At 66.5% G+C, this 15,881-nt stretch carries 14 protein-coding genes; 10 read left to right on the plus strand and 4 right to left on the minus strand.

Annotated elements, in window-relative coordinates; genetic code table 11:
• The 5 genes from ACZ6DL_RS32810 (at position 1) to ACZ6DL_RS32830 (ending at position 5,797) form a co-directional block, all read left to right on the plus strand.
• Positions 1-1,758 carry a hypothetical protein gene (locus tag ACZ6DL_RS32810; protein ID WP_466056947.1) on the plus strand — a complete coding sequence of 586 codons (1,758 nt, stop codon included), beginning with the start codon at positions 1-3 and terminating at the stop codon, positions 1,756-1,758.
• 322 nt (positions 1,759-2,080) lie between these two features.
• Entirely contained in the window at positions 2,081-3,712 is a 1,632-nt protein-coding gene (locus tag ACZ6DL_RS32815) for a VldE C-terminal domain-containing protein (RefSeq protein WP_466056949.1), read from the plus strand.
• Positions 3,713-3,735: 23 nt separating this feature from the next.
• Entirely contained in the window at positions 3,736-4,287 is a 552-nt protein-coding gene (locus tag ACZ6DL_RS32820) for a hypothetical protein (RefSeq protein ID WP_466056951.1), read from the plus strand.
• The gene (locus ACZ6DL_RS32825) at positions 4,284-4,838 is read left to right on the plus strand and encodes a hypothetical protein (protein WP_466056953.1); all 555 of its coding nucleotides are present in this window, start codon (positions 4,284-4,286) and stop codon (positions 4,836-4,838) included. Before ACZ6DL_RS32820 ends, ACZ6DL_RS32825 begins: the two co-directional genes overlap by 4 nt.
• Before the next feature lie 155 nt (positions 4,839-4,993).
• The gene (locus ACZ6DL_RS32830) at positions 4,994-5,797 is read left to right on the plus strand and encodes a helix-turn-helix domain-containing protein (RefSeq protein WP_466056955.1); all 804 of its coding nucleotides are present in this window, start codon (positions 4,994-4,996) and stop codon (positions 5,795-5,797) included.
• Positions 5,798-6,395: 598 nt separating this feature from the next.
• Here the strand turns inward: ACZ6DL_RS32830 and ACZ6DL_RS32835 are convergent.
• Positions 6,396-7,163 (minus strand): MerR family transcriptional regulator, encoded by a 768-nt coding sequence (locus ACZ6DL_RS32835; RefSeq protein WP_466056957.1) that lies wholly within the window; start codon positions 7,161-7,163, stop codon positions 6,396-6,398.
• A 487-nt stretch (positions 7,164-7,650) separates the two neighbouring features.
• Here ACZ6DL_RS32835 and ACZ6DL_RS32840 point away from each other — a divergent pair, with 487 nt between their 5' ends.
• From ACZ6DL_RS32840 to ACZ6DL_RS32850, 3 genes are all read left to right on the plus strand, one after another.
• On the plus strand, positions 7,651-7,986 hold the full coding sequence (locus ACZ6DL_RS32840; RefSeq protein WP_466056958.1) for a DUF732 domain-containing protein: 336 nt from the start codon (positions 7,651-7,653) through the stop codon (positions 7,984-7,986).
• Positions 7,987-8,308: 322 nt separating this feature from the next.
• Complete coding sequence (locus tag ACZ6DL_RS32845; protein ID WP_466056960.1) at positions 8,309-9,268, plus strand: hypothetical protein; 960 nt, start codon at positions 8,309-8,311, stop codon at positions 9,266-9,268.
• Positions 9,269-9,433: 165 nt separating this feature from the next.
• Positions 9,434-9,721 (plus strand): hypothetical protein, encoded by a 288-nt coding sequence (locus ACZ6DL_RS32850; RefSeq protein ID WP_466056962.1) that lies wholly within the window; start codon positions 9,434-9,436, stop codon positions 9,719-9,721.
• Between the two features lie 363 nt (positions 9,722-10,084).
• Here the strand turns inward: ACZ6DL_RS32850 and ACZ6DL_RS32855 are convergent, their stop codons facing one another.
• Positions 10,085-11,032 carry an NmrA family NAD(P)-binding protein gene (locus ACZ6DL_RS32855; RefSeq protein ID WP_466056964.1) on the minus strand — a complete coding sequence of 316 codons (948 nt, stop codon included), beginning with the start codon at positions 11,030-11,032 and terminating at the stop codon, positions 10,085-10,087.
• Between the two features lie 114 nt (positions 11,033-11,146).
• Here ACZ6DL_RS32855 and ACZ6DL_RS32860 point away from each other — a divergent pair, with 114 nt between their 5' ends.
• Entirely contained in the window at positions 11,147-11,650 is a 504-nt protein-coding gene (locus tag ACZ6DL_RS32860) for a winged helix-turn-helix transcriptional regulator (RefSeq protein ID WP_357809295.1), read from the plus strand.
• Between the two features lie 278 nt (positions 11,651-11,928).
• Here ACZ6DL_RS32860 and ACZ6DL_RS32865 read toward each other — a convergent pair whose 3' ends face one another.
• On the minus strand, positions 11,929-12,903 hold the full coding sequence (locus ACZ6DL_RS32865; RefSeq protein WP_466056967.1) for a hypothetical protein: 975 nt from the start codon (positions 12,901-12,903) through the stop codon (positions 11,929-11,931).
• Positions 12,900-13,985 (minus strand): hypothetical protein, encoded by a 1,086-nt coding sequence (locus ACZ6DL_RS32870; protein ID WP_466056969.1) that lies wholly within the window; start codon positions 13,983-13,985, stop codon positions 12,900-12,902. The genes ACZ6DL_RS32865 and ACZ6DL_RS32870 overlap by 4 nt, the downstream gene beginning before the upstream one ends.
• 640 nt (positions 13,986-14,625) lie before the next feature.
• Here ACZ6DL_RS32870 and ACZ6DL_RS32875 point away from each other — a divergent pair.
• Complete coding sequence (locus tag ACZ6DL_RS32875) at positions 14,626-15,750, plus strand: hypothetical protein (protein WP_466056971.1); 1,125 nt, start codon at positions 14,626-14,628, stop codon at positions 15,748-15,750.
• The last annotated feature ends 131 nt before the right edge of the window (positions 15,751-15,881 follow it).

Below are 15,881 nucleotides of genomic sequence, written 5' to 3' on the forward strand. Positions count from 1 at the left end.
ATGACCAGCACACCAGCACACCAACCACACGACAGACAGCGCAAGCCCGCATCCGCGCGTCGTGGCCCCCGGGTCCTGACCGAAGACAAACGCGCCGCGCTCATAGCGCGGCAGCGGCGTGGGGGAGTACGCGGAGCCTGGGCGAAAGTGTTGCTGTCACGCGATGACCACCGCCGCCGCAACATCGGCGCGCTCGAACGCGCCACAGCCGCTGAGGACTTCGATCGTCCCGCGCTGCGGTTGACCGACACCGGCTACGCCCGGGCGACCGGTGGGCGCGTGTCGGCGGTCGGGCGTCCGGCGGAATGGCGCGGCACCACCGCCCAGATCGTCGGACTGTGGCCGTGGTCGGTCGGCGCGGGCGCCCCACTGGTCGGCACCCCATTGGGCTCACACCTGCGCACTGGCGCGCCGGTGTGCTTCGACCCGATGAACTGGTTCCTACGCGGCGGATTCATCACCGCACCAAGCCTTTTCGTGCTCGGACTGAACGGGTTCGGGAAATCGTCGCTGGTGCGACGCATCGTGCTCGGCGGCATCGCCCAAGGCATCACCCCGCTGATCTTGGCCGATGTGAAACCCGACTACCGGGCGCTGGTGGAACTGGTCGGCGGCCAAGTCATCGACCTCGGCTACGGATACGGCCAACTCAACCCCCTCGACACCGGCGTCATGGGCATAGTCCTCGCACGCCTCGAAACCGCCGACATGTTCGAACGCGCCCAAACCCTCGCCCAAGAGCTACGGGCACGACAGATCGCATTGATCTGCGCGCTCGTGGAACTGGTACGCGGCCGCCGCGTCGCGGACTTCGAGGAAACCGTGATCGCCACCGCCCTGGCCTGCCTCTACCGGCCTGCCGCTGAAGGCGGGCGCGGATTCAGCTCCCAGCATCAACCCATCCTCGATGACCTGCTCGAGGTGATCGTCGCCGGAGGCCCGGACCTGCAACTGGACGCCGCCGCCGACAGCGAGGCTCGGTATCAGGCCGCGGTGGTGCCGCTGCGGCAATCACTGCGGTCGCTGACACGCGGCCCGTTCGGGCAGGTGTTCAACGGCCCCACCACCGTCGGCATCGACCTGGACTCGACCGCGGTATGCATCGACGTCTCCCACATCCCCACCGGCGACCGCAAACTCAAAGCCGCGGTGATGCTGGCCTGCTGGGGCGCGGGATTCAGCGCCGTCGAGGCATTGAACATGCTCGCCGACGCCGGCCTCGCCCCACAACGCTACTTCCAAGTCGTGATGGACGAACTGTGGCAGGTGCTCAGCCTCGGCGATTTCATGGTCGAACGCGTCGACGAACTGACCCGGCTGCAACGCCAGATCGCTACCGCGCTGATCATGATCAGCCACACCATCAAAGACCTCCAGTCCCTCGGCAGCGACGCTGCCATCTCGAGGGCACTCGGATTCCTCGAGCGAGCGCGCGCGAAGATCTTCGGCGCACTCCCGGGAGAGGAAGTCAACCGGCTCGCGGCGTTCATCCCCTTCACCGCCGCCGAACGCGCCATGGTCACCAACTGGTCAGCCCCCCAAGCGTTGACCGGCGAAGCCATCCGGCCCGGCGCGCCACGCCCCACCCCACCCGGGACAGGGAAGTTCCTGTTGAAAGTCGGTGAAGGCCGCCAGCCCGCCATCCCGTTCATCGTTGAACTGACCGACACAGAACGCGCTACCGGCATCCACGACACCAACACCCGCTTTGCCGGATTCGACGCTAGCGGTGACGCCGCACGAGCAGCGTCGCGATGACTTTGTGCACAGGACAATTCGGCTCGATCCTGTGCCGCGCCAAGACCTGGGCTGCGGCAAATCGAACCAGCGGGCCGGCTCGGCCAGGAAGCCGGCGGCCAGCTGGGCACCGGCTGGCACCGCACCTAGCAGCGGGCCACGGGCGCACGAATGCGATACCGGGGAGAGCTCGTCCGCGCCGAACCAGGCATAACCGTTGCCTGGTGCCGCTCACCCCATCGAAGGCACAGAGGGCGAAGAGAACCTACTACACGGCGACCACGGTGGAGTGGGCGCTGCCTGGGCCGCACACCTTCACCGCGATGAACCCGCGGAGCGGGTCATGAAACCGATCAGCATTTTCGCGGTGCTCGGGCTGGTGTACGTGTCGGCGATCTTGATGGTGCTGTTGCTGATGCTGGATGCCGACCGCGATAACGACCGGTGCACTGCGATGCGTCCCGGTGCTGGCGGACCGCTGCCGCCCGGGACGCGGGTTGCGCCGATGAAGTCGGGCACCTACCGGATCACCTCCGGTTTCGGTTACCGCGAAGGCGGGGAATTCCATCGGGGCATCGACTTCGCCGCCGCAGCGGGCACTCCCATCTATGCCGCCGCCGACGGCGTGGTCTCCCGAGCGGGGGCGGCCAGTGGCTTCGGGACCTGGATCGTCATCGACCACAACATCGACGGCCAGGTGGTCTCCACCGTCTACGGGCACATGTTCGACTCCGACCTCCAAGTACAGGCGGGCCAGCCGGTCGTCGCCGGCCAGCAGATCGCTCTCGTCGGCTACAACGGGCAAGTAGTCCCCCGCGGCCCCGGTGGGGCGCACCTGCATTTCGAGACCTGGCCTGGTGGCCGTTTCACCGGTGGCCAGGCCACCGACCCGCAAACGTGGCTGGACGGCGCCGCCGAACCCGACCCGGACCGTCGCGCCGCACCGCCACCGAACCGCGACACCAGCACTTCACCGAGCCAGGACCGCGCCGCCTCCGCGGCGGCTGGGCCTGGGGCGGAGTTGCCGCCGTTACCGGCGAGTGTGGAAGCTCACTTGCAGGTCGACGCTGTTCGTCTCGCTCGCGCGATCGCGGTGAGCTTCCCGCAGATCAACACGATCGGCGGGTGGCGGGAATCCGATCCTTTCCCCGATCACCCGTCCGGGCGGGCGATCGACGTGATGATCGACGACTACAGCAGCGGTGAGGGAAAAGCGTTGGGCGACAGCATCGTCGACTACGTCGTGACCCACGCCGCCGACTTCCATGTGAAGTATGTGATCTGGCGCCAGGAGTACCGCTCACCCGACGGCGCGTCGTATGTGATGGACGACCGCGGCGGGGACACGGCCAACCACTACGACCACGTCCACATCAGCGTGCTCGGAGGCGGTTACCCCAACGGCTCCGCCCTGACCGGCCCTACCGAACCCTCCGGCCGCGCCAGCAGCGATGAGTGCGAAGCCGCGGCCGCCGACAGTGACGGTGTCGCGCCCGGATCGGTGCCGCCGGAGTTCGAGCCCTGGTACCGCCGCGCCGGCGGCCTGTGCCCGCAGATCAGCGCCGCCCTGCTGGCCGCCCAAGGCAAAGCCGAAAGCGGCTTCAAAACTCACGCCGTCTCCCCGGATGGTGCCCAAGGACCGGCGCAGTTCATGCCCGGAACCTGGCCCTCCTACGGTGCCGACGACGACGGCAACGGACAGGCATCCCCCTTCGATGTGGGTGACGCGATCATGGGCCAAGGCCGCTACATGTGCGCCATCGCCCGCAGAGTCGACACCTGGATCGACGAAGGGCGCGTCCGCGCTCCCAACGGGCGGGCCGAGCTCTATCTGGCCGCGTACAACGCCGGTGAGGGCGCGGTCCTGGCTTCGGGCGGATTCCCCACCGGCGCACCGGAATACCTCACTCAGACTCGCCCGTATGTCGACAAGATCCTCGCCACCACCCACGAGTTCAGCACCACGCTGAGCTGACGAACAGACAGGGGAGCCCACACATGACGAGCTCGATGATCACCGACCTGCGACTACCGCGTCTGCTCGCAGCGCGACCCGCCCCAGGCACGACGCTGAGGCAGGCACGGTTCGCGGTGAACCTGCTGCGCTGGCGCGCCACCCTCTCGGCACTGTTTCGCGACTACGACCGTGTCAAAGCCGATCAACACCTCCCGGAAAAAACTCGGGAGCTGGCCTTGGCGCGACTGCTCGACAGCATCAACACCGTCGTCGTTCGGGAACCATTGCGCACCGATGTGCTCGAGCTGCCCAGCCGCGAACCACCGCAGTTCATCGAGACCGCCCAGTACTACCTCGAAGCGCTGATCCTGGCGGCCAACCGCGTCCGCGGCCGCGGGCTACTCGTAGAAGATTTGGTGCGGCGCTGGCTATCGGAGCCGACGTGCATCGAGGCGATCGCCGCCCTCGACGGCGACCGCCACGCCCAGATGCTGCACGCCCTCGACACCGGGCCTGCGTGGGTCCGCGACGCCGTCACAGCACTGGCGTCGGCATGGCTGTTGGACCGCGTCAACCCGACCTCCACCCCATGACCCGGCCCCGCACGATCGTCGTCGCGGCCGCTGGTGTCGCGGTCGCGGTCATCACCGTATGGGCGCTGGCCGACCCGGACCTCGGCGATGGCAGCGCACCCTCGACTACTGCGGCAGGGGACGCCGAGCACGCTATCCACGGCCCCGAACCGGACACCGCGGGCCCCGCCGAGGCGACCGAACAGGCTTTCGCGGCGATGTTCACCTGGCAGCCGGTCACCGACCCCACCCCTGGGGCGGCCCTGTCTCGGGCGCGGCCCTGGCTGACCGGTGAACTCGCCCGCGCCTCCCAGCGTCCACCAGCCACCGGCATGCGCGAACAACCGCACTGGGATTCATGGCGGCGATCCGGCGACATCGTCACCGCGCACGCCGTCGCACAGGCCTCCAGCGACTGCGACCGGTCCCACTGCTCCGTGACCGCGACCATCACCCAAACCGTGCTGCACCGCGACGGCGCTACCACGCCCTACCAGGTCATGCACGTCAACGCAGCTACCCAACACACCCCCGAAGGATGGAAAGTCAGCGACTACCGCCTCCGACAGTAGCCGTCGCGTCCACCCTCTGGCCTCGATCACGAGCAGGAACGCGAGCAAAGACAGTGAACGACAATATTATTCAGCCAACGTCATCACCGCCGGGTACCGGCAGCCGATCGCCACAACACAGCACGACACCAGGCGCGGGAATCCGGCGCACGATAATGGGCACACACCGTGTCGACCTCGAACCTCCAGCGTTAGGGCCTTACCTGCGTCAGATCCGCGAATCCATCCGCCCGCCCGGCAGCAGCAAACACCTGTCGCGGGAGAAGGCCGCCATCCGGATCGGTCTGAGCGCTGCCTACCTTCAGCAGGTCGAAAACGGCACTCGCGTCCCCACGCTGCAAGCGCTGCAACTGCTCGCGGCCGGATACTCGCTTTCGGCGGCGCAGATCCGCCACATCCGCGAACTGCGGGAGCCCCCGGCGCCGCTGATCGGCCTGGACACCCTGCGTGCCCGTGTCACGCACACACCAGCGCTGCTCGAACGCCTCGACGACCTCGATGGAGCCGACATGCTGGCCGGCTATTTCTCCCCGCTGTGGCATGTGCTCGCCGCCAACCGCAATCTCGAACAAGCGCTCCCCGGGCTACACGAAACCGGGAACCTGGCGCTGTGGTATTTCACGCCCGCCGCACACGAGGTGCTGGCCGACTGGGATGAGGAAGCCACCCACATGGTGCAGTGGCTCAAAGCCATTCTCGGTCAACACCGCAGCACACCCACTGCGCGGCACTTGCTGGCCCGCTTGCAAACCGACGAGCAGTTCTACACCCGCTGGTGCGACAGCACCGTCATCGCCTACCGCCGCGACGCCCAGCGGCCGATGATCCTGCGCACCGCGCACGGCGAGCACATCGCCGTGAACGTCGAAACCAGCACCGTCACCGACACCCACGGATACATCCGCCTGTTCCTCGGTGTCCGCAAGCCACCCCGCAGTGACGCTGCGGGCACCCGGTGACGGGTTTCGTCTCTCGATAAGGCGGGCTCGGCCTGCCTCGACCCCCGTCGCCCGAGCGCGGCGGTCGCCCGTGTCACCGCCGCTACACGGCGCAGGGAGCGCTGGGCGTTCCGTCGGGCCAACCTGCGCTGGCTCTTGCAGGCCACTTCTCGAACCCGCGCTGCTACAGGATCTGCTCGCACGCCTGCTCGGAGTAACCGAAACCCCTCGCAGAGGCAGGATTGGAGGCCGCACCGGCCGAGCGGAGACCAGTAGCCAGGAGATCACTGACACGGTAGGAACTGTGAGATCGCCTCGACCGGCAAGACGGGCAGAGATGAGCGTGTTGTGCCTGCGGATCTGTCAGGCCGCTCTCGTCTCTGTGAACGTGCCGATGATCCAGGACATCCTCGCCGGCCGCGACTGCCGGTCGAACCGACCGTCGAGGACGAACGCGGCCCGACCCCGCTGTTCTGGTCGCACATGGCCCCGTAGGGAGAGGTCGAACCGAACATGAACAGCCGCCTGTCACTCTGCCGATAAGGCTTGCGGTGTGCCGATCCCCTGAACCCCTGACGAATGAGGGGGATCGGCATCTTGCGGAAGCTCCAACCGCGATCTAGAGGCCTTGAAAGGTCTGGTCGGCGATCATCGAGGAGCCGTTCAGCGTGAATGATGTCTCGAACGGGCGAGCATCCGGAGCTCCGTCCAGCAGGAGATTGCCAGTCACCCGTAGAAGCGTAGAGGCCTCGGTGTCTGACTGGACATCGATCGCGTCGACGTTGTACCCAGCCTGCGGGAGACGGACGAGCTGCTCGAAGATCGCCGTCGGGCCGACATACAAAGTGCTCCCGACTGTGAGCTGCGCATCCTCGGCATACCAAAGCTCCAGTGCGCTCTGCCGGGCCGTGAGCTGCGCGAAGTAGAGGGTGGTGAAAGCCTCGGCATTCTCTTGGGTGAAGTATCTCTTGACGGTGTCGTCGACCATGACAGTCCTCCTGATCAATTCCAGGAAGTGATTCGCGGAAATGTCGGGCCGGTTCTCCGCCGTTGTCACCAGCGTCGCCACCAGGGCGTGCAGGTCCTGCATCGCAACAACCTGAGCAGCCAGACAATCGCGATGCGCGGCCAACACCCGCGCCACTGTCACGGTGCCCGCGAGCACGTTCGCGATCTGGTCCAATCCCAGACCCAGCTGACGCAATGCCAAAACCTGATACAGGCGCGCGACATCGGCTTCGGTGTAGAGCCGGTGACCGGTATTGGTGCGCCCGGCCGGGCGCACCAACCCGATCCGGTCGTAGTGATGCAACGTCCGAACCGTCAATCCGGCCTCGGTCGCGAGCTCACCGACCTTCCACACCTGCTCGATTCCCGGCTCGTCCATCCGCTTCCATCTCACTCCCACCGACGCACCTTGCGCTGGTACCGCCGACGCTAGGACCTGACGTTACGTCAGGAGCAAGCCAACACTTCCTGCTGAATCCCGCGACAGCAGCACTAGTAGCCACGTCCTCCACCCAGTACTTCCGGCATATGGAAGGGCGCTCGAGGGCCCTGGGTGGCGGCGTGGCGACCATCGCCCGCCGATGCGGATTCGGCTCAGAGGAACACAGGTCGAAGCGGCGTTGCGATAGTTCCCGAGCGCCTTCGATCCAGGACGCTCCGCCCGCGACCGACAGCAGACTGACCAGAACCGGAAAAACAAACCTCGCGCTTTCGAGCGCGGCCCCGTCCGCGCACCGGGCCCTTCCCGTGCGGCCCGCGCGCCACAGGGGGTGGCCGACTCATCCCTGGGGTGGCTACTTCCGGGCGCGCCGGGCCGGAATCATCAAGTCCCACAGGCACAACACCTCTCGAACAGGAACCACATCATGGGGATCACCCGCAACCGCTTCCGCACCTTCGCCGTCGCGACCGCCGTCACCGCCACCGCGCTCGGCGCAACCGTGCTGGGCGGAACCACCGCCACCGCCGACCCGAGTGCCGAGGGTTCCTTCCTCGAGGAGATCAGCATCAACAACGCCACCCTGCCCGGTAAGAAGGCCGAGGAGATGGTCGCCGCCGGGTACGCGACCTGCGATCACCTGCGCGGCGGCACCACGGTACTCGACGAGATCTCCGCGGTCGAGACCACCTACCAGTTCCACCAGGGCGTGCTCTTCGTCAGCGCCGCCACCACCAACCTGTGCCCCGGGTTCGCCGGCTAGCGGGGCTGCACAGCCCAAACCTTTGGGCCGCTACGGATAGTTCTCAGGATCGGGCGCGATAGCGCGTCTTCGATCACAATCGGGCAATGTTCGGGTGGGCGAGAGGTTGCCGTTTAGTGACGGCGGCGCCGCCCGTCGGTCGCTTCGATCTCGTCGCTCGGTGGCGACACGGCGTCGGCGCGGTGAGCCGCCCCCAGCTCGATGAACCCTGTTCGGCTGGTCGTGACCCGTCCCTGGGATGAAGCTGCATTGTGTTGATAGCGGTAGGCTCGCCAAAGTGATTTTCAGGGCGGGGATTCTGCTGGCGACACTGCTACTGCCGATGACGTTGCTGAGCGGATGCGGGCGTGAGGTCGCCGGTGCCGCGCTCCCGCGAATCGCCGACAATGGCCCATCGAGTTACCGGCGGGTGTTGAGCGCCGAAGAGCAAGCGCGTTTGGCGGTGTCGGACCGGGTCCGGGAACTGGATGCCTGTGGTTTCGTCAATCAGGCCGCGATCACGACGCTCGGTGCGCCGGTCTACTTCGGGCAGGGCCAGGATTTCGACAGCTGCATTCTGCGGTTCAGACCCAGTATCGGCCCCAACGGAATCTACCAAGTCGAGATCAACACCGGTCAGCACGACAATCAGACCGCAGCGACCATGATCGACGGGGTGGGCGTGCGTCTTCGCCCGGCTGACGGCTGCATGGCCACGGTCCCTTACCACGTACGGGACTTCATGTTCTGGGTCAAAGGACGAGAGAACTCTGATACGTGCACGGAGGCAATGGCATTCGTGCGTGCCGCGCTGCCGATGCTGAACAGCACACCGCTTCGCGCGCATTCCCAGCGTGTGCTCGATACACCCCTGGCTCGGCTGGACCCGTGCGCGGCCCTGTCGGTCATCGGCAAGAACCGGCCGCGGCTGCGTGTCGAGACCAATATGCGTCCGTATTACTGCAGTTTCACCCTCGACGGTGACGACGAGACGACCACCCAGAAGATCGCCTACACACAGAAGACGCTCGAGATGCTCGAGTGGGCCCGCAAAGACGGCAAGGTCCACGACGTGGGTGGCGGGCAACTGCAGATCAACCGTGGATACAAAGACAGCCCCACCGGGCACTGCTCAGCGGATCTTTACCCGAACACGGTTTCTTCGCACACCCGCAACTTCACCGACGACATCAGCAGCAGCGGCCCCGAGCGATGGGTGGACGTCGTGGACATATCCACGATGGCAGGATGCGCTGCACTGCAGCGAACCGCAGCAGCGATCCTCGAGTTCTACGGCAAGTAGACCGGCGAACCCGCACCGAGCCCCCAGCAAAGGCGCCCACTGCTGCGCGGCCTCCCACGCTGCGTGCAGCACACCGCCACGACGCCAATCACCGTCTTCGCCGGTGGCGGTGATCGGGGTCCCGGATTGCCGAAAAATCAACGGATATGGCGTAGTCCCTGGTCGGTGACGGTGATCGGTTCCGGACCCAAGCAGCGAGGTCAGATCGCGATGGATGCCGCGTACGAGGTCTTCAGCCCAGAGCTGGATCCCCGACCCGGCATGAGGTCAGCGATCCAGCCTGCGCCGGAGCAGGACCCGATCTTCGCCCGGTCCGTTGTGTTCGGCGCGGGCGGTGACCGCAACGGGCCGGGCGCCGGGTGGAAGGCGATCGAGCCCTCGTTCACCGGCGAGGTGATCGCATCCAGGGTGCTCCGCCCTGCCGCTCCGGCCTGTTCGGAGAAGCACTGGTAGAGCGTGCGTGCCAGTCCGGTGCCGCAGCACTCCGGCGCCCACCCCGACGGCGTGGATGTAGGCGGCGTCCGGGGGCACGGGCGAGAAGAAGCCGACCAGGAACCCGGCCGGCCCGCCCCGCTCGGCTCCATCTCATCCGTCGGTGTCGAGGTCACGTCGCATTGTGCGCGAACCGTCTGGGCGACGGTTCGGGCAGCGAAGTCCAGTCGACCGGGGGAAGGTTGCGATGGCGTTCGTCACCTGACCTCGATCACCATCGCACCACGCCACTATTGACGTCCCTACTCGGCGGGGGTGTCCGCTACGGCTTCGGGCCGAGAGTCGTTGCGCGGCAGCCGAGTCCGAGTTTCGTCGGATCCGGGATCAGCGCGCGGAGGTCGCGACGAAGTGGTCGCGGTTCTCGTGGAGGTACTCGGCGAAGCTCTGCGGCTTGCGGCCGATGGCCTCGGTGAGCGCGGTGGTATCGATGGGCGGGAGGGCGGGGAACCGGGAGAATCCGGCCCCGATGGTCGAGATGTGCTGTGCCATGCCGATATTGATCGCGGGGTCGTGATGCGCGAGCTCTTCGAGTTCGCGCTGCCACCGCTCGGCGGGGATGTGGCCGAACCGGACCGGTGTGCCGGTCTCGGCACTGATGAGCGTGGCGATATCGGCATGGCTGTGCACGGCGACCCCCTGCGGGTAGTGCGTGCTGCCGCGGGGGTAGCGGTCGAGGTCGGTCAGCGCGGTCACCGCCAGGTCGGCGGCGTCTCGGCCGCTGATCCACGGCACCACGCCCGCACCGAAGCTGTTGGCGAAAGCGCCAGTGCGGCGGATGGCTTCGGCGTGCAGCAGTGTGATGTTCTCGTAGAACAGTGCCGCGAAGCGCAGGACCGTCGGCTCGAGTCCCGCCCAGCTCAGCACCTCCTCGGCAGCCCACTGCGCGCGGCCGAGCCCGCTGGGGTTGTCGGCGGCGGCGACCGCCATGGACATCACCACCAGCCGTGGCGCGGTTCCGGCCCGGCGGAGGGCGGCCGCGAGATTCGTGGCGGCCTGCACGATGCCGGGGGCGACGGGGTAGGTGAAGTACACCGTGTCCGCGTCCCGCACCGCCGCGTCGAGGGTCCGCAGGTCGTGCAGATCACCCACGGCGATCTCGGCACCGAGATCGCGAAAATGTTGTGCGCGTTCGTCATCGGTGCGCACCAGCACCCGGACGCTGTGCTGCTGCTCGCGCAGGCGTCGCACGACGTGCGAGCCGGTGCCGCCGTGGCGCCCGCCCGCGCCGATCACGAGTGTGGTCCGGGGGCTGCCGGGGGAGGAGGGGGTCACGGGTGCGCCTTTCGATGGTTCACGGGAGCGGCCGGGATCCGGCCGTGGCGCTCACCGTAGCTCGAGTGACTACTATGATGAAAGTTACTCGGGGGTGTGTGAAAGGATCTGCGGGTGCGACGGACGAGTTTCGAGGCGCTGGGATGCCCGATCGCGGGCGCGCTGGAGTACGTGGGCGACTGGTGGACGCTGCTGATCGTGCGTGACGCGCTCGACGGCTTCACCCGGTTCGACGAGTTCGAGCGCAATCTCGGCATCGCCCCGGCCATGCTCACCAAGCGGCTGCGCACCCTGGTCGAGTCCGGGCTGCTCGAGCGGCGCCGCTACCGCCAGTCCCCGCCTCGCTACGAGTACATCATCACCGACAAGGGCCGCGACCTGTCTCCGGTGCTGGTCGCGCTGTACGCCTGGGGCCGCAAGCACGCGGGAACCGGCGAGCCCAGTGTGGTGCTGACCGATCAGGAGACGGGTGCCGAGATCGTGCCCGGCCTCGTCGACCGGGACAGCGGGCGCCCCCTCTCCGAGGTGAAGCTGGCCTTCCTCGCCGGCCCCGGGGCCGACCCGCCGATGCGGGAACGGCTCGACCCCGAACTGCGGGCGGCGCGCCGCCACCGCTAGCTGAGTTTCCGGCAACCAGTCATACCAGGAAATCTCACAGCGATCCGGGACGACCTCCTGATCGCTCACGGCTTCGTGGGCCACTCGGGATCTGAGCAGGCACTACGGGAACCTCGTTGCATTTTCGGCGATTACGAGACCCTGCCAGTCCGGAACCCCTGATCGGGTCAGCGTGTCGTAGCCGACCAGGCGGCGCGACAGCCGGACCGTCCAGTGGAGGCTTGCAGCAGCGATGGTGGGAAGCGTCGGCCTGCGCACGGCTGCATGCGGATGCTGGGTCAGTTCTGGTATGCCTTGACTGCAGCGAGGGCGAGGTTGCGGGTTTGGGTGCAGCCAGGCCCACTGACCTTCACCGCCTCGATGCGGTCTTCGGGTGTACCGTCCCAGCCTCGGGTCGGGAACGGCTGACCGACCCCGACGTAGGCGCGGATGCTGCAATGGTCACCGGTGCCGCTTTCCTCGACCGAGTCCACGCCGGCCAGCAGCAGTTTGCGTGCCTGCGCAGGCACATAGGTCGCTTGCGATTTCGCGACAGTAAACACCGAGATGGAGAACCTGTTGCTGTCGCTGCTGGTGTAGTCGCCCAGCCATGCATCGCAGTCGTAGGGGGAGAACGCGCGCAGGTAGAACTTCTGCGTCGCGTCGAAGCCCGTGTCCAAGGCGGCGCAGGGATCTTTCGTGGCGCCTTTGGTTTTCGGCATCCTGGTCGAGTTCACGCGTAAGGGGTTGTGTTCGAGCAGCGGAGCTGACGCGGTCACGATCGCCCGCAGTGGGGTGCACGGGTCGACGCCGGCCCGTGCGGTGGCCGAATAGTGGAACGCGCGGCGCTGGTTGTATTGCAGTGCGATGAAGCAGGTGTCGTCCATGCGCAGCGCCGACGCACGCCGGTTGCCGACGCGGAACTGGTCACCGCTGAAATCCGGCAGTACCGACAGGGACACGCCGACGGTGGTGACGCCCTGGGTGAGGGCGGCGCGATCCAGCCGGACCACACATTCGTCGAGTTCTTGCCCGATTCCGAAGTACAACGAGGGACCCAGTGCGTTGACGGAAGATTCGTCGAGCATGCCGCACGGGTCGAGCAGGCGAGCTTCATCGCGTTCGACGAGGTCGTCGACCGAGGTGCCGCCCGTGAGCTTGTCGCGGTAATGCATCCCCAGCGGTGTGGCAGCGCCGTCGCCGCTCGCCGTACAGCCAGACAATGCGAGCACGGCCAACGCGAGACACATCAAGGGCGTCGAGGGGATTCTCATCCGTTGGCTCCGAACAGTTTCAGTGCCGCGGGGGTCACCGCATCGGTGACTCGGCATGGTCCCAGCAACGTCACTATCGGCTGCCAGCGTGCGGCATTTTTCGTCGACGCTGTGGCCGGGGCTCCTGGGCGGTAGGTGTCGACCACCGGGCCCGCTGCAAACCACACCGAGCAACGCGGCTCGCCGACAGCGATGTTGCGGTCGATCAGCACCGGTTTGCCGTCGACCTGCACGGCCACGAACGTAGAGAACGGTTTCATCGCGGTGTCGGCGGAAACCATTTTGAACCCGGCGCTGACCATGTCGGTGAAGTACTGGCTTTCCCCGGGCTTTCGCAGCTGGAAGCGGCACTCATACGGTTCGGTCTCGGCCTCGAGCTTCTCCACGATAAGCCCCGCGGGCAGGTGTTGCATCAACTCGCACGGGCTGCGGCGGGTCAACGGCACATCGACTTGGGCATTGGTGCGGCGGGGGATCTTGTTGTCCCGGAACGCGGTCACGATGTTGGTGACAGTTTCCTCGACCAGTTGGCAGCCCAGCGTGTCGGGGGTGAATCCCGCCGAGCTGACTGTCACATACGCAACGGTCGGCACTTCGACGATGTCGGGCGCCGCCGCACCGCCGGTAGGCCGGACCGGGAAGCGCATCGGCACCTTGTAGGCGCAGTTGCCGTAGGAGTTGCGGACGCCGTCGACGGTGACCGTTTCGCCCGCGATCTGCTTGTTGACCTCATCATCGGTCGGCGGGTAGCTGGCCATGTCGATTGTCACGCGCGAGGGGACCTGTTTGCGATTGAACTGCAATACCCCGACCTCGCAGGTGCTGATCCTCGCGTCCGGTCCCAGCGTGGAGATCTGCCCGTAACCAGCGGATATCCTGTCCTGATCGAAGAATCCGCACGGATCCACCGACCGGATCTGCTCTGCGAGGTCGAGCTTCTGCCGATCCCCCGCCGGCACCCGCACTCCGAATGTCGGGGCAGCATCCGCCGGTTGTGGTCCCGGTGTTCCCGCAACCTGTTGCGAACACGCTGTCACGGCCAGAGCAAATACTATTGGCGCGCAACGCCACACGAACTTCATCCCGCCTCTTCCTCTACCCGGGCCACGACACAGCCGGGCATACATCCACAACACGTTCAGACCCCAAGGGCCAGAGAGTGGAACGCGCGACTGTGCCCCACCAGCGGTGAGTCACACCCTCCGGTGTAGCCCCGCCCCGGGTGAACACCCTCGCCGCTTCCCCGCACCCGACATCCTGTCACAACACACCCATGCGCCCCCGCAGCGACGCGACACCTCGCATCGGAGGACGTCGACGAACACGAGCCACGAGTACGGGGGATAGCGGCGGGTCTGCGACGCTTGCCCTTCGCCGCAGGTCAGCGCCGATAGGACGCCGGTTTCCACCGCGAACCGCGGCCACGTGGTCGCGTTGAATTCATCTGATGCAACTGAGCATTAATGCAGAGCGCATCGTGTGAGCCGCTGGTTTCGCAGGTGCCGGTCGGTGTGTCATAGAAGCGAGCCCCTCGTAATTGCACTCTCGGGTGTGGGGTTCGCATCGGGAACACATTCGCCACCCCAGTCCCCTGCGGGTGTGTTCCCCGGATAGCCGCGCATCGAATTCCTAAGGAGACGATGTGGTGACCGCCGATCTGTCACCGAACGCGAATGGACAACTGATTCGCGCGCCGCGCCACGGCCGAACCTGGCGGTCGCGTTGAGTGAACCTGTCGACGAGATCAGCCGGTCATTCGGCGGGATCATCAACGGAGTCAACTTCGCCCAGAGGGTCGCCGAGCTCGTGCGGGGGTTGAACGCCGACGCCCGCTCCGCGCTGGAAAGCCAGTTACGGATTATGCGAGATTCCGAACTCCACGCATCCAGGATGGGCAGCATCGCTGCCGAAGACGGTCGCAGTCAGGATCGTCACGATATCGCGATGCGCCAGCGGCAACGTGAGATCGACATCGCGAATGAGGATGTTGCACGCCGCAACCTCGACAGCGCCCAGCGAAATGCGCGCGAGGAACGCGAAACCGCGGCCAGGGGAGGTAGCACAGACCTGCAGAACCAAGTGCGAGTCGCCGAGTTCGGCCTGAAGTACAGCGACAGCGCCGCAGAGAACACTCGCCGCGACACAGCGACGAAAGCCCAAATCGGTGCCTCCAAGGCGCGAAAAGCAGCCGCGGACACCGAAACGCAGATCAAGCGGGAAGACCAGACCAGACGTAAGCAGCGAGAAAGCAACGCGGAGGAACGAGAAGGCCAGTTACACGACAAGAAGATCGAAGCCTACGACAAGCGCGAAACCCGGGCAGACGAACTTCATACTCTGCAAAAGGCGTCCATCCAGCAGCAAATGTACCTCCGTGAGCGCGCCGCAGAACTCACTCAGAAACTGACCGGCAACCAGCAGCGTTCCGATCATGCGATGGCCGCCGCGGGTCGGTTCGCTGCCGCGATGAGCACAGCCGATCCCGCCGCTGCCGACGCCTTCAGCGAGCGTTTCCGCGGCGACACCGGTCGCGATCCCAGCGAATTCGACTCCGCACTGCGCGATCTGAGTGACTTCGGCCCGGATTCTGTCGAGGCGCTGGTGAACATCCTCAAGGACGCGCAGGCCCCGGACGCGGACCCGGCCACCGTTGCCGCGGCCCGATACCTGACGAACCTGCTCGCCGCGGACGCAAGCCCCGAATCCGACACCGGAGGACCGATCGGCGACGCCGTCGCCGCAGCGAACGCCGTCGCAGACCCCGTCGCGCAGGCGGATGTCGATGCCGGTCACGGTCCGCAGGCCAGCGCACCAGACAAGGTCGCCGCCAGCGAGGTCGGGCCATGACTGACCGCATCTCTGTGAGCGCAATGCACGCACCTGTCGCACTGCCGGGGGAGACCACGCCACCGCCGCGGACGACCTGCTGGTGGTTCCCGCGTCCCGGCAGGTGCTGGGCGAGCGGCGTCGGCGCAATC

It is taken from the genome of Nocardia sp. NPDC041819 (assembly GCF_055590505.1).